The 25,271-nt window shown below is 46.6% G+C and carries 13 protein-coding genes, 24 tRNA genes and 3 rRNA genes; 10 read left to right on the top strand and 30 right to left on the bottom strand.

Annotated elements, in window-relative coordinates; genetic code table 11:
* Positions 1–52: 52 nt before the first annotated feature.
* Positions 53–610, bottom strand: a complete 558-nt coding sequence (locus DESACI_RS00685) for a Fe-S-containing hydro-lyase (protein ID WP_014825237.1) — start codon at positions 608–610, stop codon at positions 53–55.
* On the bottom strand, positions 607–1,467 hold the full coding sequence (locus DESACI_RS00680; protein WP_014825236.1) for a fumarate hydratase: 861 nt from the start codon (positions 1,465–1,467) through the stop codon (positions 607–609). Before DESACI_RS00680 ends, DESACI_RS00685 begins: the two co-directional genes overlap by 4 nt.
* Positions 1,468–1,896: 429 nt before the next feature.
* Here DESACI_RS00680 and DESACI_RS00675 point away from each other — a divergent pair, with 429 nt between their 5' ends.
* The 6 genes from DESACI_RS00675 to DESACI_RS00650 all read left to right on the top strand — a co-directional run bounded on the left by DESACI_RS00675 (position 1,897) and on the right by DESACI_RS00650 (position 10,327).
* Entirely contained in the window at positions 1,897–3,594 is a 1,698-nt protein-coding gene (locus tag DESACI_RS00675; protein ID WP_014825235.1) for a sigma 54-interacting transcriptional regulator, read from the top strand.
* Between the two features lie 381 nt (positions 3,595–3,975).
* On the top strand, positions 3,976–4,578 hold the full coding sequence (locus tag DESACI_RS00670) for a succinate dehydrogenase cytochrome b558 subunit (RefSeq protein ID WP_014825234.1): 603 nt from the start codon (positions 3,976–3,978) through the stop codon (positions 4,576–4,578).
* Positions 4,579–4,758: 180 nt separating this feature from the next.
* Positions 4,759–6,483 carry a succinate dehydrogenase flavoprotein subunit gene (gene sdhA / locus DESACI_RS00665; protein ID WP_014825233.1) on the top strand — a complete coding sequence of 575 codons (1,725 nt, stop codon included), beginning with the start codon at positions 4,759–4,761 and terminating at the stop codon, positions 6,481–6,483.
* 21 nt (positions 6,484–6,504) lie between these two features.
* A complete protein-coding gene (gene sdhB, locus DESACI_RS00660) occupies positions 6,505–7,257 on the top strand; it encodes a succinate dehydrogenase iron-sulfur subunit (RefSeq protein ID WP_014825232.1) in 753 nt (250 codons plus the stop codon).
* A gap of 203 nt (positions 7,258–7,460) precedes the next feature.
* Positions 7,461–8,690, top strand: a complete 1,230-nt coding sequence (gene ystJ, locus DESACI_RS00655) for an NADP-dependent malic enzyme (protein ID WP_014825231.1) — start codon at positions 7,461–7,463, stop codon at positions 8,688–8,690.
* 530 nt (positions 8,691–9,220) lie between these two features.
* Complete coding sequence (locus DESACI_RS00650) at positions 9,221–10,327, top strand: IS110 family RNA-guided transposase (protein WP_014825172.1); 1,107 nt, start codon at positions 9,221–9,223, stop codon at positions 10,325–10,327.
* A gap of 870 nt (positions 10,328–11,197) precedes the next feature.
* Here the strand turns inward: DESACI_RS00650 and DESACI_RS00645 are convergent.
* The 8 genes from DESACI_RS00645 to DESACI_RS00610 all read right to left on the bottom strand — a co-directional run bounded on the left by DESACI_RS00645 (position 11,198) and on the right by DESACI_RS00610 (position 13,222).
* Positions 11,198–11,274 (bottom strand) — tRNA-Val (locus tag DESACI_RS00645).
* 4 nt (positions 11,275–11,278) lie between these two features.
* Positions 11,279–11,366, bottom strand: a tRNA-Leu gene (locus DESACI_RS00640).
* 12 nt (positions 11,367–11,378) lie between these two features.
* Positions 11,379–11,452, bottom strand: a tRNA-Cys gene (locus DESACI_RS00635).
* 11 nt (positions 11,453–11,463) lie between these two features.
* A tRNA-Gly gene (locus DESACI_RS00630) sits at positions 11,464–11,538 on the bottom strand.
* 1 nt (position 11,539) lies between these two features.
* Positions 11,540–11,615, bottom strand: a tRNA-Phe gene (locus tag DESACI_RS00625).
* 13 nt (positions 11,616–11,628) lie between these two features.
* Positions 11,629–11,704, bottom strand: a tRNA-Asp gene (locus tag DESACI_RS00620).
* Positions 11,705–11,825: 121 nt separating this feature from the next.
* A tRNA-Val gene (locus DESACI_RS00615) sits at positions 11,826–11,901 on the bottom strand.
* Positions 11,902–11,992: 91 nt separating this feature from the next.
* Positions 11,993–13,222: a glycosyltransferase family 2 protein gene (locus DESACI_RS00610; RefSeq protein WP_083845638.1), complete on the bottom strand. Its 1,230-nt coding sequence runs from the start codon at positions 13,220–13,222 to the stop codon at positions 11,993–11,995.
* Between the two features lie 629 nt (positions 13,223–13,851).
* On the opposite strand from DESACI_RS00610, the gene DESACI_RS25325 reads away from it, so the two are divergent.
* Complete coding sequence (locus DESACI_RS25325; protein ID WP_282434149.1) at positions 13,852–13,974, top strand: hypothetical protein; 123 nt, start codon at positions 13,852–13,854, stop codon at positions 13,972–13,974.
* 1,010 nt (positions 13,975–14,984) lie between these two features.
* On the opposite strand, the gene rrf is transcribed toward DESACI_RS25325, so the two are convergent.
* From rrf to DESACI_RS00575, 5 genes are all read right to left on the bottom strand, one after another.
* Positions 14,985–15,100: ribosomal RNA gene (gene rrf / locus DESACI_RS00595) — 5S ribosomal RNA — on the bottom strand.
* A gap of 117 nt (positions 15,101–15,217) precedes the next feature.
* Positions 15,218–18,131 (bottom strand): 23S ribosomal RNA (locus DESACI_RS00590).
* A gap of 130 nt (positions 18,132–18,261) precedes the next feature.
* A tRNA-Ala gene (locus DESACI_RS00585) sits at positions 18,262–18,337 on the bottom strand.
* A gap of 86 nt (positions 18,338–18,423) precedes the next feature.
* A tRNA-Ile gene (locus tag DESACI_RS00580) sits at positions 18,424–18,500 on the bottom strand.
* A gap of 227 nt (positions 18,501–18,727) precedes the next feature.
* Positions 18,728–20,295 (bottom strand): 16S ribosomal RNA (locus DESACI_RS00575).
* Together the 16S, 23S and 5S rRNA genes with 2 tRNA genes alongside form the textbook arrangement of a ribosomal RNA operon.
* Before the next feature lie 562 nt (positions 20,296–20,857).
* Here DESACI_RS00575 and DESACI_RS00570 point away from each other — a divergent pair.
* Positions 20,858–21,253: a CoA-binding protein gene (locus tag DESACI_RS00570; protein ID WP_014825228.1), complete on the top strand. Its 396-nt coding sequence runs from the start codon at positions 20,858–20,860 to the stop codon at positions 21,251–21,253.
* Between the two features lie 196 nt (positions 21,254–21,449).
* Here the strand turns inward: DESACI_RS00570 and DESACI_RS00565 are convergent.
* The 15 genes from DESACI_RS00565 to DESACI_RS00495 all read right to left on the bottom strand — a co-directional run bounded on the left by DESACI_RS00565 (position 21,450) and on the right by DESACI_RS00495 (position 22,781).
* Positions 21,450–21,523: transfer RNA gene (locus DESACI_RS00565), tRNA-Gly, on the bottom strand.
* Positions 21,524–21,529: 6 nt separating this feature from the next.
* Positions 21,530–21,606, bottom strand: a tRNA-Ile gene (locus DESACI_RS00560).
* A gap of 1 nt (position 21,607) precedes the next feature.
* Positions 21,608–21,682: transfer RNA gene (locus tag DESACI_RS00555), tRNA-Asn, on the bottom strand.
* An 8-nt stretch (positions 21,683–21,690) separates the two neighbouring features.
* A tRNA-Ser gene (locus DESACI_RS00550) sits at positions 21,691–21,781 on the bottom strand.
* 14 nt (positions 21,782–21,795) lie between these two features.
* Positions 21,796–21,880: transfer RNA gene (locus DESACI_RS00545), tRNA-Leu, on the bottom strand.
* A gap of 5 nt (positions 21,881–21,885) precedes the next feature.
* Positions 21,886–21,961 (bottom strand) — tRNA-Thr (locus tag DESACI_RS00540).
* Between the two features lie 18 nt (positions 21,962–21,979).
* A tRNA-Arg gene (locus DESACI_RS00535) sits at positions 21,980–22,056 on the bottom strand.
* Between the two features lie 9 nt (positions 22,057–22,065).
* A tRNA-Gly gene (locus DESACI_RS00530) sits at positions 22,066–22,140 on the bottom strand.
* 6 nt (positions 22,141–22,146) lie between these two features.
* Positions 22,147–22,222 (bottom strand) — tRNA-Lys (locus DESACI_RS00525).
* Between the two features lie 4 nt (positions 22,223–22,226).
* Positions 22,227–22,301: transfer RNA gene (locus tag DESACI_RS00520), tRNA-Gln, on the bottom strand.
* Between the two features lie 39 nt (positions 22,302–22,340).
* Positions 22,341–22,415, bottom strand: a tRNA-Met gene (locus DESACI_RS00515).
* A 17-nt stretch (positions 22,416–22,432) separates the two neighbouring features.
* Positions 22,433–22,516: transfer RNA gene (locus DESACI_RS00510), tRNA-Tyr, on the bottom strand.
* A 19-nt stretch (positions 22,517–22,535) separates the two neighbouring features.
* Positions 22,536–22,611: transfer RNA gene (locus tag DESACI_RS00505), tRNA-Asp, on the bottom strand.
* Positions 22,612–22,618: 7 nt separating this feature from the next.
* Positions 22,619–22,694 (bottom strand) — tRNA-Val (locus DESACI_RS00500).
* Positions 22,695–22,705: 11 nt separating this feature from the next.
* Positions 22,706–22,781, bottom strand: a tRNA-Glu gene (locus tag DESACI_RS00495).
* Positions 22,782–23,032: 251 nt separating this feature from the next.
* Between DESACI_RS00495 and DESACI_RS00490 the strand changes: the two genes are divergently transcribed.
* Together DESACI_RS00490 and DESACI_RS00485 are read left to right on the top strand one after the other, a co-directional pair.
* Positions 23,033–24,313 carry a multiheme c-type cytochrome gene (locus tag DESACI_RS00490; RefSeq protein ID WP_014825227.1) on the top strand — a complete coding sequence of 427 codons (1,281 nt, stop codon included), beginning with the start codon at positions 23,033–23,035 and terminating at the stop codon, positions 24,311–24,313.
* A gap of 14 nt (positions 24,314–24,327) precedes the next feature.
* Positions 24,328–25,203: a hypothetical protein gene (locus DESACI_RS00485; RefSeq protein ID WP_014825226.1), complete on the top strand. Its 876-nt coding sequence runs from the start codon at positions 24,328–24,330 to the stop codon at positions 25,201–25,203.
* Positions 25,204–25,271 lie beyond the last annotated feature (68 nt).

Raw genomic sequence — 25,271 nt, 5'->3', positions numbered from 1 at the left:
ATCTTCGTGCTCTATGTGACAGCGGCACCCTATGCCCTTGCTAAGATTGCCATCATAAACTCCGGTACTGTGCTTTCCCTATCTCATAAAGATTGTTGCCATAACAATCAATGACCACGATGACAGGAAAATCCTTGACGGTTAAGCGCCGGACGGCCTCTGTTCCCAGCTCGGGGTAGGCAATTATTTCTGCGGAAACAATGCATTTGGAGATGATAGCACCCGCTCCACCAATCGCCCCGAAGTAAACGGCACTGTGTTCCTTCATAGCGTCAATCACTTCAGGAGAACGCAAGCCTTTGCCGATCATTCCAGTTAACCCTTCAGCGATTAGCGTGGGAGAATAGGCATCCATCCGCCCGCTGGTTGTCGGGCCGGCGGAGCCGATTACCTGACCTTCTTTAGCCGGAGTCGGTCCTACGAAATAAATGATTTGATCGTTTACCGAAAAGGGAAGATCAGCGCCTTTCGCCAGGGCCTCGATCATTTTCTTATGGGCTGCGTCCCGTCCTGTATAGATGACACCGCTGATCAGGACACTATCGCCTGCTTTCAGACTCTTAAGCTTCTCTTTGGTAAGGGGAGTTTCAATCCGTATGGATTTGCTCATCTGCCATTCCTCCCTTGTATGACAATTTCTTTGTGACGGGTCGCATGGCAGCCAATGTTCACGGCAACCGGCATCCCGGCAATATGCGTGGGATAGACTTCGACGTTAACCGCAAGCGCTGTTGTCACCCCGCCAAAGCCTTGGGGTCCAATGCCAAGCCGGTTAATACGGCTTAATAATTCTTCCTCAATTTTTGCCAGACGCTCTTCCGGATTATGTTTGCCTACCGCTCTCAGTAAACTTTTCTTGGCAAGGAAGGTCGCTTTCTCCATCGAGCCGCCTACACCCACTCCGACAATGATCGGTGGACAGGGATTTCCGCCTGCCCGGTCCACCGTATCCACGACAAACTGCATGGCCCCTTCCAAGCCCTCTGAGGGCTTACACATTTTCAAACCGCCCATATTTTCGCTGCCGAATCCCTTCGGAGCCACGATCAGGCGCAGAGAATCGCCCGGTACAATGTCATAGTGAATAATTGCCGGCGTGTTATCCCCGGTATTGATCCGCTCAAAAGGATCGCTTACAACGGATTTGCGTAAATAGCCTTTTTCATAACCGAGACGTACCCCTTCATTTATTGCCTCAGTTAAGGCCCCGCCGACAACATGCAAATCCTGACCAAGTTCGACAAAGATGATTGCCATCCCTGTGTCCTGGCACATGGGAACTCTCTCCTGCCGCGCCACTTGAGCGTTCTCAATCAGACGTTCCATCACCTCAATCCCTAAGGGTGAACGTTCGGTTTGCAAGGCTTTTTCGAACCCCGTCATGATGTCCGACCCAAGGTCGTAATTAGATTCTATACAAAGCTTTTCAACCGCTGAAGTGATTTCGTCAACATAAATTTCCTTCATTTGTTTTCCCCCCAATGTTGTTGTATTTAGATGATATATTTTTTTCACTGACTCCTTTCTTACCACCGCATTTCATGACTGCTTCTATTCATGGGCATTTCCATACAGTGTTATGATTACTGGTTTTCTTCTCTGAATAATAAAGCAAAAACTATGCCAACAAATAGAAACTCGCAGAAAGGCTCAGGCATGGCATAACTGCTGGGTTTTCGGAAGAACCTCCGCAAAAATCTTGCACACAATAATTCTAATTTCTATATTTTAGATTCAGATAAGTAGGAAAATTATGCAGAAATCGTCCAAAGTACTGAATTGAAGCCTTCCTTGAAAAATAATTATTTTTCTAAAAATTAGACTATATATAGGAAATCGGCGTAATATATCGAATATTCTAAATGACGTTGATTGTAACATTGAGGAGTGGAATTTATGGCTCTCAAAGTAAGAGTAGGCATCGTAGGCATGGGACAAGGCGGAACGACGGTCTATAAGACCCTTTGCAAAATTGACAATATCGAGATCATTGTGGTCTGCGATCGTATCGATAAGAGCGCCGGCATGGAAATGGCAAGGCAGGACGGGGTCGCAACCTGCAAAACCTTGGAGGCCTTTCTTAAGGTTCCGAATCTCGATGTCATCATTGAAGCAACCGGCAGCCCCGACGTTCAGGAAGATTTAGAGCGTAAGAAAGCAAAATCCAGTGCCTTAATCGAAGCGCAGGGTGCAAATCTTATGATGAACATCATTGAAGAAACCGAAAAGCTTGCTATCATTAAACAGCTTAAAGGGGAACTCGATACGATTCTGAACTCGGTCCAGGAAGCCATTGAAGTCGTCGGCATTGACGGAAAGATCAAATATGTCAACCCATCGTTCAGCCGAGTGACTTCAATTCCCGCGAGTCAAAGAATCGGCAGCAATATTTTTGAGGCTTCCCCAAACGGTGCCCTGGCAAGGGCTCTACGCACCCATGAATCCGTGTTCGCACACAGGTCAAGGGTTGGCGGCTCTAACGTCGATGTCATCTCAAATGCCTCCCCGATTATCGTGGATGGAAAAATGGAAGGCGCCGTCGTGGTATTCCAGCCACTGACGGATATTTACAAGCTGATGGAACAGTTGAAAGCTTCCAATCAAGTCATTGATGAACTGCAAAGCCGCATTAATCAAATCTCGACCAGTTCCTATACTTTTGATGATATTATCGGGAGTCACCCGGAATTTGAAAGCGCCTTGAGTTTGGCTCGCAAAGCGGCGAAGAGCAGTTCAACCATTCTCATAACCGGGGAATCTGGCACCGGCAAAGAGCTGTTTGCTCATGCCATCCACAGCGCCAGCTCACGTTTTGACAAGCCTTTCGTCAAGGTTAACTGCGCAGCGATTCCAGAGACCTTGCTTGAGAGTGAATTTTTCGGACATGAGAAAGGGACCTTTACCGGCGCTCTGAAAACGAAGCTGGGAAAAATGGATTTGGCCAACGGCGGAACTATTTTCTTAGACGAGATTGGAGATATGAATCCCTATCTCCAAGCCAAACTCTTGCGCGTCCTACAGGAGATGGAATTTGAACGGGTTGGCGGAACCAAAACCATTAAAGTGGATGTCCGGGTGATTGCCGCAACCAACCGCAATTTGTTATCATTGGCGAAACAAGGGAATTTCCGCGAGGACCTTTTTTACCGGCTTAATGTTATTGAATTGCGCCTGCCGCCGCTGCGCAGCCACAAAGAAGACATTCCCGCCTATGTCCACTCCCTCATCGGCAAATTCAACCGCAAGTTCGGCAAACATGTCGTAAGCCTGACCAGTCAAGCAGAAGAGCTTTTGCTGAATTATAACTGGCCAGGCAACATACGGGAGCTTCAAAACGTCATGGAACGCGCAATGCTAACCACTGAGAAAGAATTGATCAGTCATAAATCAATCCTTAATCTCCTGGATTCCCACTCTCCTATCCCTCAGGAACATACAATCGAAGAGATAATACCAATTGAACAAATGGAGAAACAAATGATTCGCCTGGCGTTAAAACGTTTCGGCGATTCCGCCGAAGGGAAAAAGCAAGCCGCTAAAGCTTTGAAGATATCCCTGGCAACTCTTTATAATAAGCTGAAGACTATGACCTAAGGTAATACGATAAAAACTATCTCCTCGATCTATACAGCAGACGAGCATACTCTAATTCACTTGGCTAACGTCCAACCTATTCAAATTAACATTATGGGAAATCAATATTTCTATTATTTAGAATTTTACCTATCTAAATTCTAAATAATAGAAATATTTTTATTTCTTAGGGTTTACTTATTGAATGATTCTTTACACCCCCTTTTAATTTTAACTTGATGTTCGATCTCTTAAGCCCTACTTAGATAGGGTTTAACGCTTGTCAGGAAAGAAATTTTTTGTAGATAAAATTAAATATTCTTAATTGGCACACAGTTTGCAACTCTCTTTCTCACATGCACTATTAATTATTACAACTTGAGAGGAGAGGATCCGGAATTTATGAGTACACCACAAAAACCTTATCATTTCTTGATTCGCAGAGTCCATTCTTTATTAGGGTTAGTGCCCATCGGTCTGTTCTTAATCTTTCACATGTTTCTCAATCTTTCCGCCCGTGGAGGGCCAGAGATGTACGACAAAGTCATCGGCACCATGCGACACTTTCCAGGGATTATCATCGTTGAATTGGTTGTCATCTTTATTCCCATCTTTCTACACGCCGTCTATGGAATCTGGGTGGTTTATACCGGACAAAGCAATATTTTGAGCTACAACTATGCAAGAAATTGGTTTTACCTGATCCAACGAATTTCCGGCATCTATACTGTTATCTTCATTGTTACTCATGTTTTTCTCCTCCGTTTTGGCGAGGCCAGTTTCGCGGCAATCCATCAGTTCATAAGCAATCCCCTGGGACTGATCTTCTACGCCTTGGGCGTGCTGTTTGCAATCTTTCATTTTGTCAACGGCTTATGGGCCTTTGCCATCACTTGGGGAATTACGATTGGACCACATTCCCAAAAGGTTCTGTCTTATGTATTAGCGCTAGTCTTTGTCATTATATCCGCGGTTGGCTTAGCCGATCTTTCCGCTTTCCTGTAAGAAAGAAATTATCGGTCTGAAAAATTCTTGTTCTATAGAATCATACAATCTGAAAAATTAATCCAATCCATTCTGACCGAGAAAGTAAATCGGGACTCAGGAAAGCCAATCATAAAACATTTATTTGACAAACAAATCAGAACGTGATCTTTGCAAGACCAAATTTTAGGAGGTTAAGGAATGAGTAAAGTCATCGTAGTAGGCGGCGGCCTTGCCGGGTTAATGGCAACGATCAAGCTTGCTGAAGCCGGTACGCAGGTCGACTTGTTTTCGTTAGTGCCGGTTAAACGCTCCCACTCGGTTTGCGCCCAGGGAGGTATTAACGGAGCTGTTAATACTAAAGGAGAAGGAGACTCTACATGGCTGCACTTTGACGATTCGGTCTACGGCGGGGATTTTCTCGCCAATCAGCCGCCGGTCAAAGGAATGTGTGATGCGGCGCCAGGGATAATTCACTTGATGGATCGGATGGGCGTCATGTTCAGCCGCACGTCGGAAGGCCTGTTAGATTTTCGCCGTTTCGGCGGAACCAAGTTTCACCGTACTGCCTTCGCCGGAGCCACCACCGGCCAGCAGCTTCTTTATGCGCTTGATGAACAGGTCCGGCGCTACGAGGCTGAAGGCATGGTTCAAAAATACGAACAGTGGGAATTGCTCTCGGCTGTGATCGATGAAGGAGTTTGCAAAGGGATTGTCGCCCAGAACTTGCGGGATATGAGCATCCAGGCCTTTGCAGGAGATGCGGTCATTGTCGCTACCGGCGGGGCAGGCGCCGTCTTCGGTAAAAGCACAAACTCGACTATATGTACCGGAAGCGCCTCAGGGGCATTGTATCAGCAAGGCGTGCATTATGCCAATGGAGAATTTATTCAGATCCACCCTACTGCAATTCCGGGAGATGATAAGCTGCGGCTGATGTCGGAGTCGGCTCGGGGAGAAGGCGGCCGGATTTGGACGTATAAAGACGGACAGCCCTGGTATTTCCTTGAGGAAATGTATCCGGACTATGGAAACCTCGTTCCCCGCGATATTGCCACCCGCGCTATTTACGAAGTCGTCTTCAATCAAGGGCTTGGGATTAACGGCGAAAATATGGTTTACCTCGATTTGTCCCATATTGATCCGGATGTCTTACAAGTCAAGCTTGGCGGAATCCTGGAAATCTATGAAAAGTTCGTCGGAGATGATCCGAAAAAGGTTCCTATGCGGATTTTCCCGGCTGTTCACTATTCCATGGGCGGACTTTGGGTTGATTATGATCAAATGACGAATATTCCCGGACTTTTTGCTGCCGGCGAGTGTGAATACCAATATCATGGCGCCAATCGCCTGGGGGCCAACTCCCTGCTTTCCGCTATCTACGGTGGCATGGTCGCCGGGCCTAAAGTAATGGAATATATTAAGAAAAATAAGCTTAAGACCCCCATCGGCAGCGAACCTGTCTTTCTCAATGAAAAGAAACTTCAGGAGAAAAAATGGGCAGAGATCATGGCAATGAAAGGTCCGGAAAATCCCTACCTCCTCCACAAGGAATTAGGAGATATTATGACCTTAAATGTAACCGTTGTCCGCTATAATGATAAGCTTGCCGAAACTGACCGCGTGCTTCAGGACCTCCTAAAACGCTGGCATAACATTGGGAGAAGCGATAATTTTGAATGGGGAACCCAGGAAGGAACGTTCATCCGCCAGTTGAAGAATATGTTGGAGCTGGCCAGGGTGATTACTCTTGGGGCCTTAAACCGTAACGAAAGCCGGGGCGCCCATTATAAGCCAGAATATCCTGAGCGCGACGACGTGAACTTCTTAAAGACAACCATAGCCCGCTGGACACCAGGCGGCCCGGAACTCAGTTATGAGGATGTTGATGTATCCCTGATTCCGCCGCGTCCGCGTCATTATTAGAAGTAGGAGGCGAAAAAGAGCATGGTTCAACAAAATAAAATTCACTTTAAAATCCGACGTCAGGACGCCCCGAATAAGCCAAGCCGCTGGGAAGAGTTTGACGTTCCTTACCGGGAAAAATTAAATGTCATTTCCTGTTTAATGGAGATTCAAAAAAATCCGGTCACATCTTCCGGCCAAAAGACGACGCCTGTTGTCTGGGAATGCAACTGTCTGGAAGAAGTTTGCGGAGCTTGTACTATGATCATTAACGGCAAAGCGAGGCAAGCCTGCTCTGCCCTGATCGACCAACTGGAGCAGCCTATTGTTCTTGAACCACTGACGAAATTCCCCCTAGTACGGGACCTCATGGTCGACCGGCAAATCATGTTTGACAATCTAAAAAAAGTCCACGCCTGGATTCCCATTGACGGAACCTATAATTTGGGCTCCGGTCCACGGATGGCTGAAGTTAAACGCCAGTGGGCGTATGAATTGTCCAAGTGTATGACCTGCGGCTGCTGTATGGAAGCCTGCCCGCAAGTAAATTCACGCTCCAAATTTATCGGACCGGCCCCGATATCTCAAGTCCGTCTCTTCAATGCCCATCCCACCGGAGAAATGAACAAACATGAACGCCTGGCTTCCCTACTGGATGAAGGCGGGATTGCCGACTGCGGCAATGCCCAAAACTGTGTTCGCGCATGTCCGAAAAATATTCCTTTAACCACGAGTCTGGCAGATTTAAACCGCGAGGTAAATAAGTTTACGCTTAATCGCTGGCTGCGAAGATAACAATAACATCTGTTGTTTAATGGCTATTATTGATATAGAAATCTATCTTCGCAGATAGCACTCCACGATCTGCGCTAGAGTCAACTGAGTAACGCTCAATCTAATACCTAACTTCAAAAATCTATCATCCAAAACTTTACTATAGTATTTGACTAACTGAGATCAACAAAGCTAAATATTTTAATTGGAGGGTGATTTCTTTAATGGGAACCTTAAGAGAAGATGCTTTAGAACTCCACCGCAGCAATATGGGAAAACTGGAAGTGCACAGCAAAGTACCCGTGCGAGACAGTCGGGATTTATCCCTGGCCTATTCCCCGGGAGTTGCTGAACCTTGTCTGGATATCGAGAAAGATAATGACCTGGCCTATGCCTATACCAATAAAGGCAATTTTGTGGCCGTCGTTTCCAACGGAACGGCAGTCCTTGGTCTGGGAAACATTGGGGCACAAGCCTCCATGCCTGTTATGGAAGGAAAATCCGTACTCTTTAAAACGTTTGCAGGGGTTGACGCCTTCCCGATCTGCTTAAACACTGAGGATATCGACAAAATTGTTGAGACGGTAAAGCTCCTGGAACCAACCTTTGGCGGCATCAACTTGGAAGACATCAGCGCACCGGCCTGCTTTGAGATTGAAGAACGGCTGAAAAAAGAAATGAATATCCCCGTTTTTCATGATGACCAGCATGGTACAGCTATCGTCGTAATGGCCGGAATGATCAATGCTCTTAAAGTGACCGGAAAACGCCTGGATAACATTCGAGTTGTCACCAATGGTGCAGGCGCTGCCGGCGTAGCCATTATTAAATTACTTCTTAGTATGGGTGTCAAAGATGTGATTATGTGCGACACCAAAGGAACCATCTATAAAGGCCGCCCGGTTGGAATGAATAAATCCAAAGACGCCATTTCCGAAGTCACAAACCGTCAGAAGCTGGCGGGGACACTGGCTGATGCCTTAGTAGGCGCTGATGTCTTCATCGGAGTTTCGGCTGCGAATACCGTAACTCCGGAGATGGTAAAATCTATGGCCGCTGACCCCATCATCTTTGCCATGGCCAATCCGATTCCGGAAATCATGCCTGAGCTTGCTAAAGAAGCGGGTGCCAAAGTCATCGGAACCGGACGTTCGGATTTTCCCAACCAGGTTAACAACGTTTCGGCTTTCCCAGGCATTTTCCGAGGCGCTCTCGATGTCCGCGCCACTCAAATAAATGAAGAAATGAAAGTTGCCGCTGCCTATGCGATTGCAAACCTGGTCAGCGACGAAGAACGCACCTCGGATTACGTTATCCCAAAAGCTTTTGATCCCCGAGTCGCTCCCGCTGTAGCAGCGGCTGTTGCTAAAGCCGCAATGGACAGTGGCGTAGCAAGGATAACTGTTGAGCCCGAAGAAATTGCTAAGAAGGTTTGGGCGGTCAGACCAACGTAGTCTGCGCAAGGCAAAAAGACTCGAATCAAGGAATAGCTCTCATGCAAAAAGCGCCCATATTGGGCGCTTTTTGCTGTGGATCAAAACAATAAAACAAAAAAGCAAAGCAAAACAGAACCCTGAAAGCGGAGTCTTCTACTACCAGAACCGTTTGGCCTGTTGTAAATGCTCTAATCGCTGGAGAGATTACAACAGGGCCGTAAAATTCGGACCGTAAACACGGTATATACCGCTTCTGAGGCACGGGACTGCGACTCGGCCACTGCTGCACATGGTATATCCGGCTTCGGAAACGCCCTACAATGCCTTCTCTGGTCTGAAACGGCGGAGTAGTATCATGGCCCACTATCTTTTATGTGAGGGCATAGAAAAAGACACTGGCGAGCTGAGGCTTAGTTTTCTTGCTTTCCTCTAGCATAAGTTATCATGAACGAGACGGCCCCAATTCGCAGCACACAGGTTATTTTTGGTAATGCTATACATGTTAATGATTACCAAAACAGAGCTGAAATGCGAAAGGAGCCGTTACTATGAAGGATAACACAAAATACGTAGGTTTAGACGTATCCAAAGAAAAAATAGCAGTTGCAATTGCCGATGAGGGCAGAGAAGCCCCACGCTACTGGGGTGTTTGCCAAAATAACTCTGAATCGATTAGAAAGTTAATGAAACAGTTAGGAACACCGGGACAACTCAAAGTTTGCTATGAAGCTGGCCCTACGGGGTATCCACTTTATAGATTATTGCTTAGTCTGGGCATCGAATGTAGCGTTGTAGCTCCTTCTTTGATTCCCACAAAACCTGGAGAACGTGTAAAAACCGATCGTCGTGATGCTATTCGCTTATCTCAATTATTTCGTGCTGGAGAATTAACCCCCATTTATGTTCCTACTGAGGATGATGAAGCTTTGCGAGATTTAGTTCGTGCTCGAGAGGATTCAAAAGAGGATCAGCTTCGAGCAAGGCATCGATTAACGAAATTCTTATTGCGATATGACTTAAATCCTCCGGCAGGCATAAAAAAGTGGACAGCAGGTTATCGGGATTGGCTGGACGCTCTGAAGTTCAGCCGTGCTGCACAGAGTACAGTATTTCAAGAGTACCTTCACCATTTAGACGAGATTGAACAGCGCATAAAACGGCTTGAAGCAGAAATTCATGACCAGGCGACAGATAGTGTTCATGCCCCGATGATTCAAGCGCTGCAAACCCTGCGAGGTGTGGCAGAGCTATCAGCGACCAGTTTAGTTGCTGAGATTGGATCGTTTACACGGTTTGGCAGTGCCCGACGAATAATGTCTTATACTGGGTTGGTTCCAAGCGAGCGCTCGACGGGAGAAACACGTCATCAGGGAAAGATGACCAAAACGGGAAATGCTCATGTACGACGTATATTGATTGAAGCCGCCTGGAGCTATCGTTATACACCTGCGATAAAGGGGGAGATTCGTAAAAGGCAGCAAGGGAAACCGCCAGAGATCACAATGATTGCATGGAAGGCCCAAGACCGGTTACATCGGAAATATAAACGATTAATGGGGCGAGGAAAACCAAGTGGGAAAGTAATTGCAGCCGTTGCAAGAGAATTAGCGGGTTTTGTTTGGGCGATAGCATGTGAGGTTGAAAAAGCATCCTAAATTTGGTGAAGGATGATTATTAAAGAATTTGGATTATAAGAGGTGCGAATTAAAAGTAGGGCACGTAGGCAAAAGGAAAAGTCCGTAAAGGAGAATCCACGAGTTGCACTTGTTGCTAGGTTTGTTATACAAACTGAACGCACGCCATAAGTTCGTGGCAGCTCCCCAGACGAAGCGATAAAATGTGAAAATCCACGAATATCAGACTGCTCATCGTCGATGTAAATCGTTTGCCTTCGTGCCGTGTTTTTAAATCAGCAGAAAAGAATGTTGGGGCTTCGCCCCAAGAGTTTAACGCTTTAAATTCTCCTGCAATTTAAAAAGGAAGGGAACAATTTGTTCCCAATTCCTCATTGCAGCAGAAACCAATCTAGCGCTCAGGTTGCTCTCCAGCATTGCCCTATCCTCTAAGATTGGCAAGAGCTACCTATAGTGTTACCAAAATGTGCCCAAAATAAGGTTTTACCAATAAAATTTTAAAAAAGAAGACGGGGCTAGTTGACAGTCTCGTTCATATCAGTGCAACTAACCCGCCTCCTTCACCAGAGGGGATGTTTAAAAACTTAACTCGGAATACCCAAATCAGGGTCAAACAGCCAAAAGGGTTATCATTTCACAATAGTGGAGCGGCAACGCCCTTCTTTAATAATTAGGGAAGCAACCGTGATATATTTTCTAAGGTTATAGGGGGGAAACCCCTCAAAATGAGCGTCTGTCGCTTTGTCAGTCTGCTTAGGAATACTTTCAGATTAACAGATATTAAGGGATAATTACAAGTTCTCTATTTTGGTTGGTCACTCTCCACAGATATAATAAAAAACCTTGTAATCCCTAATACCAAGGACTACAAGGTTTTTGTTTTTGTGTAAATGGTGGGTTTGAGAGGACTCGAACCTCCGACCCCCGCGATGTCAACGCGGTACTCTAACCAGCTGAGCTACAAACCCATAATGGTGCCGATGACCGGAATCGAACCGGTACGGGCTATTAACCCGCGGGATTTTAAGTCCCGTGCGTCTGCCAGTTCCGCCACATCGGCAGTTAAAATATTTGGAGGCGGCACCCAGATTTGAACTGGGGATAAAGGTTTTGCAGACCTCTGCCTTACCACTTGGCTATGCCGCCACGTAAGTGAATGGAGCGGGTGACGAGATTCGAACTCGCGACTTTCACCTTGGCAAGGTGACACTCTACCACTGAGTTACACCCGCGTGGTGCCTCAGGACGGAATCGAACCGCCGACACGAGGATTTTCAGTCCTCTGCTCTACCGACTGAGCTACCGAGGCAAAAATTATAAAATGGCGACCCCGATCGGACTTGAACCGACGATCTCCTGCGTGACAGGCAGGCATGTTAACCACTACACCACGGGGCCATCTTTCGTCAACCGAGGTACAATGCTCGATGTTCGAACAATAACCCCTAAGTCATCAAGCTTTAACCAAAGTCACTTAGGAATGAACTGAACTGTCTCATCTACCTCAAACTAAGTTTTTTGGTGGGCGATGACAGGTTCGAACTGCCGACATCCTGCTTGTAAGGCAGGCGCTCTACCAGCTGAGCTAATCACCCAGGCGACTGACGAATATCAGTATACACAAAAAAGTCCCCTATGTCAAAACATTTTTTTAAACCCTTTTCCCATTACCTAGCAAGGTTCTCACTAGCTTGTTGATACTTTTTTCTGCTTTACAACATCTTCAATATTAATTGAGCGAGTATGCTTTGTATGGGACCATTGCTTATCTTTGCGATGGACGAATCCTAAAAAGACAATCGGAATCCAACTATAGATAAACAAAGGGTAGAGAATCAGGCCTATATAGGCTTTCCAGGGAATGCGGTCCAGCGCTAAAGCTGCAACAGGATAGATATATTGAATCGAAGACAATATCTGCCACCCCGTCCAAGGCATGACCAATGTAAAGATATTACTATAATTTGATTGCAAACCTGAGATAAGGTTCGTCATCATAAAAAAAGTTGCAATCATAACAAGAGCGGGTTGAAAAAGGTGAATAGCGGCATCAAAATACATAATCTTTCGCTCGCGAATACCTTTAATTATTAAGGGGAAGAAATAGCGTCCTGCTACATCCACCTGACCCTGAGCCCACCGTTTTCTTTGATACCAAGATTGCATAAAAGTTAACGGTTTCTCGTCATAGACTACCGCATCATGTGCCCATGTAGTTTTTATTCCATGTGATAAAGCCTTCATACTAAATTCAAGATCTTCAGTCAGAGACGTCGCTCCCCAGCCAAATTCTTTCAAAACATCTGTTGAAATACACATGCCTGTCCCACCAAGAACGTTTGACAACCGCCCCGTATTATATCTCGCAAGTTGCAACAATCTGTTTGTAACCCAAAATGCAATTGAAAATGTGTTGGTCACCCATGTGTCCATTGGATTTTTAGAATCCAAGTAACACTGAACTATTTTATGTCCTTGGCAAAGTTTACTGTTCATTTCGAAGAGAAAGTTTTCTTTGACTAAATTATCTGCATCAAAAATCACGATAGCATCGTATTGACGTTCCATTTTAAAGAGACGATAAAACATCCATTCAAGAGCATATCCCTTGCCGCGTTTTTCTGTATTAAAACGTCTATGTACGATAGCCCCCGCATCTCGTGCTATTAAAGCCGTCTTATCAGTACAATTATCTGCCACCACAAAGATGTCAAAAAGCTCTTTGGGGTACTCAAGCATTTTAAGATTCTCAACGAGAGGTCCAATCACTGCCTCCTCATTATGAGCAGCGACAACAACGGCAAAACTCTTCTCGGGAGTTACTATTTTAACCTCACGTTTTCTGTACAATCCAAATATAGACAGGACAAAATAATAAAAGGTCAAAAATATTATTATTATTTGGACGGGAATCATAATAACGTCAAATAACTGTTTAATTGAAAGCCCGGACAACAAATCCACCTATCTGACCTCCTTCTAACCTATAAATTTTAACATACGAATTGAACCTATGCAAGGATTCTTGTTAAGATGTAAATCCACATTATCTATTTTTTACGTTTATTTTCCAACTCGACAAGTTAGAACTATAATATTTTTTTATGGTTACGATTGCTTCATTATTTTGAAGATAATAAAAGCAATTAGTGAACCACAAAAGACCATAAATGTTAACGCGGCCTTGATACCAAAACTAATTGATTGCCAGTAAACATCTCCTATGCGTGAACCAGAGACCCATGGAATGAAATTACGAAAAATATGAGCTGCTGCACTTCCTAAAATGATCAAGAAAAGAACGCTTGAGCATACAAATAGTATACCCGATATGCCAGTTAGTGTATCCAACTTAAAATGTCGAATTATGTCTCGTTTCCACCAATAGAATTCAATATATAGGATATCAATCCATCTTCGCCGCATATCTTTTCACCTCAATTCTACTTTATGACCCGCTTTATAAAAAAAAGATTATTTACTTAAGTATTTAAGTTTAAATTCTTATAAAGATGGTTAGAATCGAAACCAAGGAGGTGGTTAATATGCCAATTCCATCATCGGATGGTAAATTTATTCACTGTTCTTACTGCAACCAAAGGTTCCTTTTTAACTACGAAGCAGCAAAACATGAAAAGGAAATTCACCCGGAACAATTGCCAACTTAATCTTACCTATACTGCCCTAATAGCGCGTAGCTTTTCAGCAGTATTGTATGAGCGGCAATAATAAAAGTCTATTGCCTTACTTAATTATTAATGCAGCTAGCTTAAACCATTTTTATTCAAAGGACTTTACCTTGCGCGGATTACTTATCAAATTATCTCATTACAAAAAGACTGCCTCACAGAGATAGTCTTTTTGTTTGCTCAAAATACGGCCTAAGTTTGATAATCAACCAGTTACTTTGATAATCCTTATCTTTCTGTATCACGTTGTAAATAGAGCTTCATAGACAGCGATTTTGAAGAACACAAATAGACTGCCATAATTGGCAGTCTATCGCTTGTTATCTGGCGATACGATAGTCTCCGGTGGAGACTATCGCCTCACGGCGTCCCGTGACGAAGACTCCTGCCGTGTGGATCCTAATTTCCCAGGGGCTATGCCCCAAGTATGCTCGGCCCTGGAACGAAAGGCGGATGAGCTTTCGCCACACTGCGTCTCGTAACGCATTCTCTTGCAGTGTAGATCCTTAACTTCCGTGTTCGGTATACGAAAAGCGGACGAGCTTTTCGCCACGTTGCGTCCCCATACGCAAACTCCTGCAACGTGACGAAAACCGGACGAGGTTTTCGCCACATTGCGACTTGTAACGCATTCTCCTGCAATGTGGGTCCGAACGGGTGGAACCCCGGTAGTTTTGCTTTATATCTCTTGTTATAGACACAGATAGACTGCCATAATTGGCAGTCTATCGCTTGTTTACCTGGCGATGACCTAATTTCCCAGGGGCTATGCCCCAAGTATGCTCGGCCCTGGAGGTCTTAACTTCCGTGTTCGGTATACGAAAAGCGGACGAGCTTTTCGCCACGTTGCGTCCCGTAACGCAGACTCCTGCAACGTGGATCGAACGGGTGGAACCCCGGACTTCCTTCTTGTAATTAACTTAATATGCCTACATAATTCTTACTATGAACACAGAAAGACTGCCCATAAGGCAGTCTTTCGCTTGTTTACCTGGCGATGACCTAATTTCCCAGGGGCTATGCCCCAAGTATGCTCGGCCCTGGAGGTCTTAACTTCCGTGTTCGGTATGGGAACGGGTGGAACCCCTCCGGCATGATCACCAGATCTCTGAGATTTTCAGTTTTCTTTTACAGAACCCTGCTCTCTCAAAACCACATAGAGTCTTCTTTCTAGTTTCGTCTTCTTCGGAAACACTGAGCCACGTTCCTGCCGTAGTTCAATTAGGTCAAGCCCTCGACCGATTAGTACCGGTCAGCTCCACACCTCACGGTGCTTCCACATCCGGCCTATCAACCTGATCTTCCTTCAGGGGTCTTACCAGCTCTCACTGTGGGAAATCTCATCTTGAGGCCGGTTTCGCGCTTAGATGCTTTCAGCGCTTATCCGATCCGAATATAGCTACCCAGCTGTGCCTCTGGCGAGACAACTGGTACACCAGTGATTCGTCCATCCCGGTCCTCTCGTACTAGGGACAGATCCTCTCAAATTTCCTGCGCCTGCGACGGATAGGGACCGAACTGTCTCACGACGTTCTGAACCCAGCTCACGTACCGCTTTAATGGGCGAACAGCCCAACCCTTGGGACCTACTACAGCCCCAGGATGCGATGAGCCGACATCGAGGTGCCAAACCTCCCCGTCGATATGGACTCTTGGGGGAGATAAGCCTGTTATCCCCAGGGTAGCTTTTATCCGTTGAGCGATGGCCCTTCCACTCGGTACCACCGGATCACTAAGCCCGACTTTCGTCCCTGCTCGACTTGTAGGTCTCGCAGTCAAGCTCCCTTTTGCCTTTACACTCTGCGCGCGATTTCCAACCGCGCTGAGGGAACCTTTGGGCGCCTCCGTTACTCTTTAGGAGGCGACCGCCCCAGTCAAACTGCCCGCCTGATACTGTCCTAATCCCCGATTCAGGGGACCTAGTTAGAACTTCAGTACAAAAAGAGTGGTATCCCACCGGCGACTCCACCAAGGCTGGCGCCCTAGCTTCTCTGTCTCCCACCTATCCTGTACATTTTATACCAAAATCCAATGTCAAGCTGCAGTAAAGCTCCATGGGGTCTTTCTGTCCTGTCGCAGGTAACCCGCATCTTCACGGGTATTACAATTTCGCCGAGTCCCTCGTTGAGACAGTGTCCAGATCGTTACACCTTTCGTGCGGGTCAGAACTTACCTGACAAGGAATTTCGCTACCTTAGGACCGTTATAGTTACGGCCGCCGTTTACTGGGGCTTCAATTCAAAGCTTCGCCTTGCGGCTAACCTCTCCTCTTAACCTTCCAGCACCGGGCAGGTGTCAGCCCCTATACTTCTCCTTGCGGATTCGCAGGGACCTGTGTTTTTGTTAAACAGTCGCCTGGACCTTTTCTCTGCGGCTCACCTTGCAGTGAGCGCCCCTTCTCCCGAAGTTACGGGGCCATTTTGCCGAGTTCCTTAACGAGGGTTTTCTCGCGCGCCTTAGGTTTCTCACCCCATCTACCTGTGTCGGTTTGCGGTACGGGCACCCAGTCACTCACTAGAGGATTTTCTTGACAGCTTGGAGTCGGTTACTTCGCTACTATGTTTCGCTCCCCGTCACGTCTCAGAGTTATCGCAGGGCGGATTTGCCTACCCTACCTCCTACTCGCTTGGGCGTGCTCGACCAACGGCACGCTTAACCTATCCTTCTGTGTCTCCCCATTGTTAATAACGCTTCTCGGTGGTACTGGAATCTCAACCAGTTGTCCATCACCTACGCCTTTCGGCCTCGGCTTAGGTCCCGACTTACCCTGGGCGGACGAGCCTTCCCCAGGAAACCTTAGATTTTCGGCGGACAAGATTCTCACTTGTCTTTTCGCATACTCATACCGGCATTCTCACTTCTAAACACTCCACCATTCCTTACAGAATGACTTCCCTGCATTTAGAACGCTCCCCTACCCCTGCACGTAAACGTGCAAGCCATAGCTTCGGTGATACACTTGAGCCCCGTTACATTTTCGGCGCAGAACCACTCGACCAGTGAGCTATTACGCACTCTTTAAATGGTGGCTGCTTCTGAGCCAACATCCTGGTTGTCTGTGCAGTTCCACATCCTTTCCCACTTAGTGTATACTTTGGGACCTTAGCTGATGGTCTGGGCTGTTTCCCTTTTGTACTATGAATCTTATCACCCACAGTCTGACTCCCAATCTTAAGACCGTGGCATTCGGAGTTTGATAAGGTTCGGTAACCTGGTAAGGCCCCTAGCCTATTCAGTGCTCTACCGCCATGGTTCATCAATTGAGGCTAGCCCTAAAGCTATTTCGGGGAGAACCAGCTATCTCCGTGTTCGATTGGCATTTCACCCCTACCCACAGCTCATCCCCTGCCTTTTCAACGACAGTGAGTTCGGGCCTCCAGTGGGTTTTACCCCACCTTCACCCTGGCCATGGGTAGATCACACGGTTTCGGGTCTACAGCATGCAACTCGTCGCCCTTTTCAGACTCGCTTTCGCTTCGGCTCCGGCTCTTCGCCTTAACCTCGCTGCATACCGTAACTCGCCGGTTCATTCTACAAAAGGCACGCCACTACACCGAAGTGCTGTGACTGCTTGTAAGCGTACGGTTTCAGGTTCTTTTTCACTCCTCTTCCGAGGTGCTTTTCACCTTTCCCTCACGGTACTGGTTCACTATCGGTCGCTAAGTAGTATTTAGCCTTGGGAGGTGGTCCTCCCTGCTTCCCACGGGGTTTCACGTGTCCCGCGGTACTCAGGATTCCCTCACAGAATGTCTCCCTTTCACTTACAGGGGTGTTACCTTCTCTGCCGAGACTTTCCAGTCTTCTTCAGCTAGAGATCCATTCCTAAAAGAGGGTCCTACAACCCCAATCCCCGAAGGGATTGGTTTGGGCTCTTCCCGTTTCGCTCGCCGCTACTCAGGGAATCGATGATTCTTTCTCTTCCTCCGGGTACTTAGATGTTTCAGTTCCCCGGGTTGTCCTCGGCAGCCTATGTATTCAACTGCAGATCACCGGATATGACTCCGGTGGGGTTGCCCCATTCGGGTATCCACGGATCAAAGCCTGCTTACGACTCCCCGTGGCATTTCGCTGTTAACCGCGCCCTTCTTCGACTCTTAGCGCCTAGGCATCCACCGTACGCCCTTAGTAGCTTGACCTAAAATCTATACTACGTTAGGGTTTCTCAAAACTTTGTTGATACGTCGTTTTGAGGTGATGTTTCCTTTGACTTACTAGAAATTGTTTCTCTATGCAGTTTTCAAAGAACATGAATGTCTTTAAAATGAATGGTGGAGGTAAGCGGGATCGAACCGCTGACCCCCTGCTTGCAAGGCAGGTGCTCTCCCAGCTGAGCTATACCCCCAAAATTTTTTCTCTTAGTTGACGTTCCTCGTGGTCCAAGTGATCGTATTTCGTACACAAGCCACGACGTATCGTTCCACTTAGAATTGGTGGGCCTGGGTGGACTCGAACCACCGACCTCACGCTTATCAGGCGTGCGCTCTAACCAGCTGAGCTACAGGCCCATTTTTGAGTTCCCATGCTATCGTTCGTTGTTCTCACGACAAACAATGCTCTGGTCTCTCAAAACTAAACAACAGCTTTGCCAATGAGTTGCCGATCCCTCGGCTTGAGCCTTGCGACTCTTTTTTGATCTCTTATTTAAAACTTAAGTTTAACCTTCGTTTTCTTCTAAGAGCATCGACCCATAGGATGTTCGTTTAAAGCCTAAGCTCTAAACCGTTCTCCTTAGAAAGGAGGTGATCCAGCCGCACCTTCCGATACGGCTACCTTGTTACGACTTCACCCCAATTATCGGCCCCACCTTCGACGGCTAGCTCCCTTGCGGGTTACCTCACCGGCTTCGGGTGTTGCAGACTTTCGTGGTGTGACGGGCGGTGTGTACAAGGCCCGGGAACGTATTCACCGCAGTATGCTGACCTGCGATTACTAGCGATTCCGACTTCATGCAGGCGAGTTGCAGCCTGCAATCCGAACTGAGACCGGCTTTCTCGGATTGGCTTCACCTCGCGGCTTCGCTTCCGTCTGTACCGGCCATTGTAGCACGTGTGTAGCCCAGGACATAAGGGGCATGATGATTTGACGTCATCCCCACCTTCCTCCGGTTTGTCACCGGCAGTCTATCTAGAGTGCTCACCTTGACGTGTTAGCAACTAAATACAGGGGTTGCGCTCGTTGCGGGACTTAACCCAACATCTCACGACACGAGCTGACGACAACCATGCACCACCTGTCTCTCTGCTCCCCGAAGGGCACCTCCCTATTTCTAGAGAGTTCAGAGGATGTCAAGCCCTGGTAAGGTTCTTCGCGTTGCGTCGAATTAAACCACATGCTCCACCGCTTGTGCGGGCCCCCGTCAATTCCTTTGAGTTTCAACCTTGCGGCCGTACTCCCCAGGCGGAGTGCTTATTGTGTTAACTCCGGCACAGGAGGGGTCGATACCCCCTACACCTAGCACTCATCGTTTACGGCGTGGACTACCAGGGTATCTAATCCTGTTTGCTCCCCACGCTTTCGCGCCTCAGCGTCAGTTACAGTCCAGAAAGTCGCCTTCGCCACTGGTGTTCCTCCACATATCTACGCATTTCACCGCTACACGTGGAATTCCACTTTCCTCTCCTGTCCTCAAGATACCCAGTTTCCGATGCACTCTCAGGGTTGAGCCCTGATCTTTCACACCGGACTTAAATACCCGCCTACGCGCCCTTTACGCCCAATAATTCCGGACAACGCTCGCCCCCTACGTATTACCGCGGCTGCTGGCACGTAGTTAGCCGGGGCTTCCTCCTTAGGTACCGTCATGTCTCCTCCATATTCCTGAAGAGACCGTTCTTCCCTAAAGACAGTACTTTACAATCCGAAGACCTTCATCATACACGCGGCGTTGCTCCGTCAGACTTTCGTCCATTGCGGAAGATTCCCCACTGCTGCCTCCCGTAGGAGTCTGGGCCGTGTCTCAGTCCCAGTGTGGCCGTTCACCCTCTCAGGCCGGCTACTGATCGTCGCCTTGGTAGGCCTTTACCCCACCAACCAGCTAATCAGACGCGGGTCCATCCATAAGCGATAGCATTTTCAGAGGCCATCTTTCCTTAAAAAGCGATGCCGCTTCTTAAGCGTATCCGGTATTAGCCCTCGTTTCCAAGAGTTGTCCCGGTTTTATGGGCAGGTTACCCACGCGTTACTCACCCGTCCGCCACTAAAACGCACTCTAAGTAAACTTAGAGTTTGTTTCCGTTCGACTTGCATGTGTTAGGCACGCCGCCAGCGTTCGTCCTGAGCCAGGATCAAACTCTCCAAAAAAGTTATTCAACTTCTTCGAAAGAAGATGATTTCTTGCTCATGATTTCATGATTCTTTTGAAACTCTTGCGAGTTTCTCTCATTGGCTGTCCTTGTTGTTTAGTTTTCAAAGACCATGGGTAACTTAGTGAAACTAAGTTTAACCGTTTCCACAGAGCATGTAATGTAGAAGTATATTATTAACATGTCCTGCGGCGCTTAACTATAATAGCATTTTTAAAGTCCCTTTGTCAACTATTATATTTGCTTTTATTTTTATAAAATTTTTCCAGAACAAATTTTCACAAATACAACAAAAAACAACTACTAACTCAATTTTGATATTTACCTAATTTTCCATTACAATATTATTAGCTTCCTCAATACTGAGGATACTGAGTCAATCCACACTGCAGAATATAGTGAGTCGCAGTGCGGCAATAAACTCGCTGACTATTGTCATGAGCGGCTGTCGATTTGCATTTATGCAGCAGACGAAGACACTGTCTTCGCACGTATTAACTCTTCTTGCAGTAAACGCCCAAAAGTTATACTTACGAGTAGTACAAGAAAGGAGAAAAAGAATGAATGGCAACATTAATGACTTTTTAAACCAAAAAAGCTGGGCGGTAATTGGCGTTTCGGAAAACACTTCCAAGTTTGGTTATAAAGTTTATGTTCAGCTTAAAAAGGCAGGTTATACAGTTTTCCCGATTAACCCAAAGCTTAACAGCATTGACGGAGATCCCTGTTTTCCGGCGCTTTCTGCTTTACCACTTAAGCCCGATGCGGTTAGCATTATTGTCCCGCCTCAAATTACAGAACAAATTGTTCAAGAATGCATTTCTCTTGGGATAAAACGGGTGTGGATGCAGCCTGGCAGTGAAAGCACTAAAGCCATTGAAGACGGAGAATCTAACGGGATTGCCGTAATCCACCATGAATGCGTATTAGTTGAAACAAGAAATATGATTAAATAGGAAATGGCTTTTTCCGAGGATAAAGAAAACTTAGCTGGCGCTAATCCTCCGGCGAAGCGGCAGGTTAGTTGCACTTATGCCAGAAGACGAAGACACTGTCTTCGCACGAATTAGCTCTTCTTGCAGTATACAACCAAAGGTTATACTTTCTAATAGTATAAAAAAAACCGCACATAAAGTGCGGTATTTCTTTAATTGGAGCGGGTGATGGGAATCGGACCCACGTAGCTAGCTTGGAAGGCTAGTGCTCTACCATTGAGCTACACCCGCATATTCTGGTAGCAGGGGGGGGATTTGAACCCTCGGATGAGCGGGTATGAACCGCTTGCCTTAGACCACTTGGCTACCCTGCCATGGCTCCCCGAGTAGGACTCGAACCTACAACCTACCGGTTAACAGCCGGTTGCTCCACCATTGAGCTATCGAGGAATATATTATGGCGGAGAAGGAGGGATTTGAACCCTCGCGGCAGTTACCCACCCTAACGGTTTAGCAAACCGTCCTCTTCAGCCACTTGAGTACTTCTCCAGAGAATTGCTTGGTGGTGCGGAAGACGGGACTTGAACCCGTACGGAGTTACCCACACGCCCCTCAAACGTGCGCGTCTGCCAATTACGCCACTCCCGCAAATATGGAGCCATTGACCGGGATTGAACCGGTGACCTTATCCTTACCAAGGATACGCTCTACCAACTGAGCTACAACGGCAATATGATCCCATGGTAATGGTGCGCTCGGAGAGATTCGAACTCCCGGCCTTCTGATTCGTAGTCAGACGCTCTATCCAGCTGGGCTACGAGCGCATTTTCATTTGGAGCGGGTGACGAGATTCGAACTCGCGACTTTCACCTTGGCAAGGTGACACTCTACCACTGAGTTACACCCGCGAGTGCTGGTGAGCCATCCGCGACTCGAACGCGGGACACCCTGATTAAAAGTCAGGTGCTCTACCGACTGAGCTAATGGCTCATTATGGCTGGGGTGGCTGGATTCGAACCAACGAATGCCAGAGTCAAAGTCTGGTGCCTTACCGCTTGGCGACACCCCAATATATATCAAGCCCGGAACATGCCAAGGCTTAATAGCTTGGTTGCGGGGGCCGGATTTGAACCGACGACCTTCGGGTTATGAGCCCGACGAGCTACCGCTGCTCCACCCCGCGATAAGAGTGATGATAAGTGGTGGGCAGGGATGGATTCGAACCATCGTACCTCGCGGAACAGATTTACAGTCTGTCGCCTTTAACCACTCGGCCACCTACCCACATTATTAACTTGAAATATGGCGACCCCGATCGGACTTGAACCGACGATCTCCTGCGTGACAGGCAGGCATGTTAACCACTACACCACGGGGCCTTAATATTGGTGGGCGATGACAGGTTCGAACTGCCGACATCCTGCTTGTAAGGCAGGCGCTCTACCAGCTGAGCTAATCACCCGAAACAAATATTGGTGACCCGTACGGGATTCGAACCCGTGTAGCCGCCGTGAAAGGGCGATGTCTTAGACCGCTTGACCAACGGGCCACTGTTTTTCGGAACTTTTTTAGTATAGCTGACGGAGATTAAAATGTCAACAACTATCTGTGATTTTTTTTGGGATTTTTTTTGAGACTTTTTCGTTCCTTTGATAGCCCTTTTTAGATTTATATTGTATTTCTGCCAAATTATAGACGTTAATTTGTGAAGTATATCCTACAAAAGAAAACAAATACTACCCGCAATGAGAAAGCAGATAAATTTTTGGTTAAGGAGGTGCACCGGTTAATCCGGGCTGTATGAGCCGCAATAAATTTTGGCGAAGTTTAATCTTAGCATTAATCATAACCATAGGACTAGGTTATCTTTTCTCAGTATGGAACAGTTCTAATAAAGCTAATCCCACCGCCTCTGCCTCGTTTGCGGGAAATGGGGGGAGCTGCCTTTCTTGTCATAATCAAACGACCCCTGGAGTTGTTAAGCAATACGGTGAAAGTAAACATGCTGCTAATAAAGTAGCCTGTATCGATTGTCATCGAGGAGATCCAGGGGGAAAACAGACTGTAAATCATTATGACAATAATATCGTCCTTCGCCCGACGCCTCAAAGTTGTTCTCGCTGTCATCCTGCTCAATCTACTCAGTTTGACCATAGCAGGCATAGTGCACCAGCTTGGTATGCCCAGACCGGAGCATCCGCTTTTACAGATGCCCAGCTTAAACGTTATGGCCTTTCATCGACGGGCAAATATAATGACCTTTATCATATGGAAGGGCCTGATATTACAAAAATGGCCTGTGAAGTATGCCATGGAATCGGAAAACCAAACGCTGACGGATCCTTTGGTGACTGTGCCAAATGCCATGAAGGGCACACCTTTTCTTTAGAGCAAGTCCGCAAACCTGAGATTTGTGAGTCTTGCCACCTTGGACCCGACCATCCTCAAAAAGAAATCTATGATGAGTCAATCCATGGAACAATCTATGCCAACAAGGGATCGACCTGGGCCTGGAATGCTCCCGTTGGAACTCTTTCCAGCAAAAACTTTGATGCGCCCACTTGCGCAATCTGCCATATGGCTTCATTTGGTGCCGCTCAAGGAACCCATGATCCCGGTCAACGCCTAAGTTGGTTCCTGACCCCAGCGCAAGCGCAAAAACGAGTTGATTGGGAGGCGCATCGAGTTAATATGCAAACTGTATGTTTAGAGTGCCATGCCAAGTCATCTATTAACACTATGTATGATAATGCGGATAAGGTCGTCTTAAAAGGCAATGAAAATATAAAAACTGCTCAGAGCATCATTAAAAGCTTAAAAGACGATGGGTTAATCCCTGCGGCTCCATTTTCAAGCTCTATTGATTATAAAGGATTTGAAATATGGCACCATGAAGGACGCCGCATGAGATTTGGAGCCTTTATGAATGGTCCAGACTATGTACAATGGCACGGAATATACGAACAACTTATCGATCTCACTGAGCTTAAAGAACAAGATGCCGCTCTCAGAGGCAAAGGAACAATGAACACTACCACGACTCAAGATACCAGTAAATCAACTAAAGCTGAAGGTCAATAAAAGGAGAATCGCCAATGAAATCCTTACCTGCGAGGCGCTATTCTTATCAATGGCTCACCGGCCAAACTATAAAAATTCCAATCGACAAAACGCGCCTCCTCCTTTTTTTTCTAATTATTAACTACTTAATCGTGTTTTTAGATGTCTTGATTGCACATGCCGAAAACCGCTTTATGCCCAGTTATGAATGGATTCCCATTGTGTTTTGCCCCCTAGCGGCTCTATGCTCTGTCTTTTTCCTGCTCAAACCAAAATCGGGCTTCCCTAAAACGCTTAATTTCCTAATACATTCGCTAGGCGTATTAGTAGGCATTCTGGGTTTTGCTTTCCACCTCCAAGCAGTTTCAGCCGGAGATATAGTGTCTTATGCAGGTTTCATAAGCGGGAACCCCGTCTTTGCTCCCTTAGCCTTTGTCGCTTTAGGGATCATTGGAGTAATCATATCTCTCGATGACCAGCCGAGCCATCGCAAATACAATCTTACTCAAAAAACCCGCTGGCTGCTCCTGGCCACTTCGTTCTGGTTTCTAGCCACGGCCTTGGTTGCATACTTTGATCATGCGCGCACAGGCTTTGAAAACATCTATACCTGGTTTCCGTTTTACGTAGGTGTCTTCGCTGCATTGATCTTGCTTTTCCAAAGCTACAGTTATCCTGAACATCGTTTATCTCTTCTTCTAGGTATTACCATGACAATAAGTTTTATCGTGGGGTTAATGGGCTTTTCCTTTCATTTGAGTGCTGACTTGGCAGGACGTGGCGTCTTTCAATGGTCAAGAGTCTTTTACCAAGCTCCCGGTTTGGCCCCTCTTTTATTTTGTGATTTAGGTTTGTGGGGAATACTTGCGTTTTTAGATCCCCTCGAAGAGAACCACTCTTCCAAAAGCTAACTTAGGAAATTCAAAAATTAGATCTAAGCAAAATTGATTTTCTTACTTATCAGCTCTACATTAAGGGG

Origin of the sequence: Desulfosporosinus acidiphilus SJ4, from assembly GCF_000255115.2 — a bacterium.
Taxonomy (GTDB): domain Bacteria; phylum Bacillota; class Desulfitobacteriia; order Desulfitobacteriales; family Desulfitobacteriaceae; genus Desulfosporosinus; species Desulfosporosinus acidiphilus.
This window is presented reverse-complemented; position numbering and strand designations above follow the sequence as displayed.

Excerpts from the sequence above, each read along its gene's own strand:
- DESACI_RS00685 (WP_014825237.1), bottom strand. The coding sequence starts at position 610 with ATGAGCAAATCCATACGGATTGAAACTCCCCTTACCAAAGAGAAGCTT.
- DESACI_RS00680 (WP_014825236.1), bottom strand. The coding sequence starts at position 1,467 with ATGAAGGAAATTTATGTTGACGAAATCACTTCAGCGGTTGAAAAGCTT.
- DESACI_RS00675 (WP_014825235.1), top strand. The coding sequence starts at position 1,897 with ATGGCTCTCAAAGTAAGAGTAGGCATCGTAGGCATGGGACAAGGCGGA.
- DESACI_RS00670 (WP_014825234.1), top strand. The coding sequence starts at position 3,976 with ATGAGTACACCACAAAAACCTTATCATTTCTTGATTCGCAGAGTCCAT.
- sdhA (WP_014825233.1), top strand. The coding sequence starts at position 4,759 with ATGAGTAAAGTCATCGTAGTAGGCGGCGGCCTTGCCGGGTTAATGGCA.
- sdhB (WP_014825232.1), top strand. The coding sequence starts at position 6,505 with ATGGTTCAACAAAATAAAATTCACTTTAAAATCCGACGTCAGGACGCC.
- ystJ (WP_014825231.1), top strand. The coding sequence starts at position 7,461 with ATGGGAACCTTAAGAGAAGATGCTTTAGAACTCCACCGCAGCAATATG.
- DESACI_RS00650 (WP_014825172.1), top strand. The coding sequence starts at position 9,221 with ATGAAGGATAACACAAAATACGTAGGTTTAGACGTATCCAAAGAAAAA.
- DESACI_RS00610 (WP_083845638.1), bottom strand. The coding sequence starts at position 13,222 with ATGATTCCCGTCCAAATAATAATAATATTTTTGACCTTTTATTATTTT.
- DESACI_RS25325 (WP_282434149.1), top strand. The coding sequence starts at position 13,852 with ATGCCAATTCCATCATCGGATGGTAAATTTATTCACTGTTCTTACTGC.
- DESACI_RS00570 (WP_014825228.1), top strand. The coding sequence starts at position 20,858 with ATGAATGGCAACATTAATGACTTTTTAAACCAAAAAAGCTGGGCGGTA.
- DESACI_RS00490 (WP_014825227.1), top strand. The coding sequence starts at position 23,033 with ATGAGCCGCAATAAATTTTGGCGAAGTTTAATCTTAGCATTAATCATA.
- DESACI_RS00485 (WP_014825226.1), top strand. The coding sequence starts at position 24,328 with ATGAAATCCTTACCTGCGAGGCGCTATTCTTATCAATGGCTCACCGGC.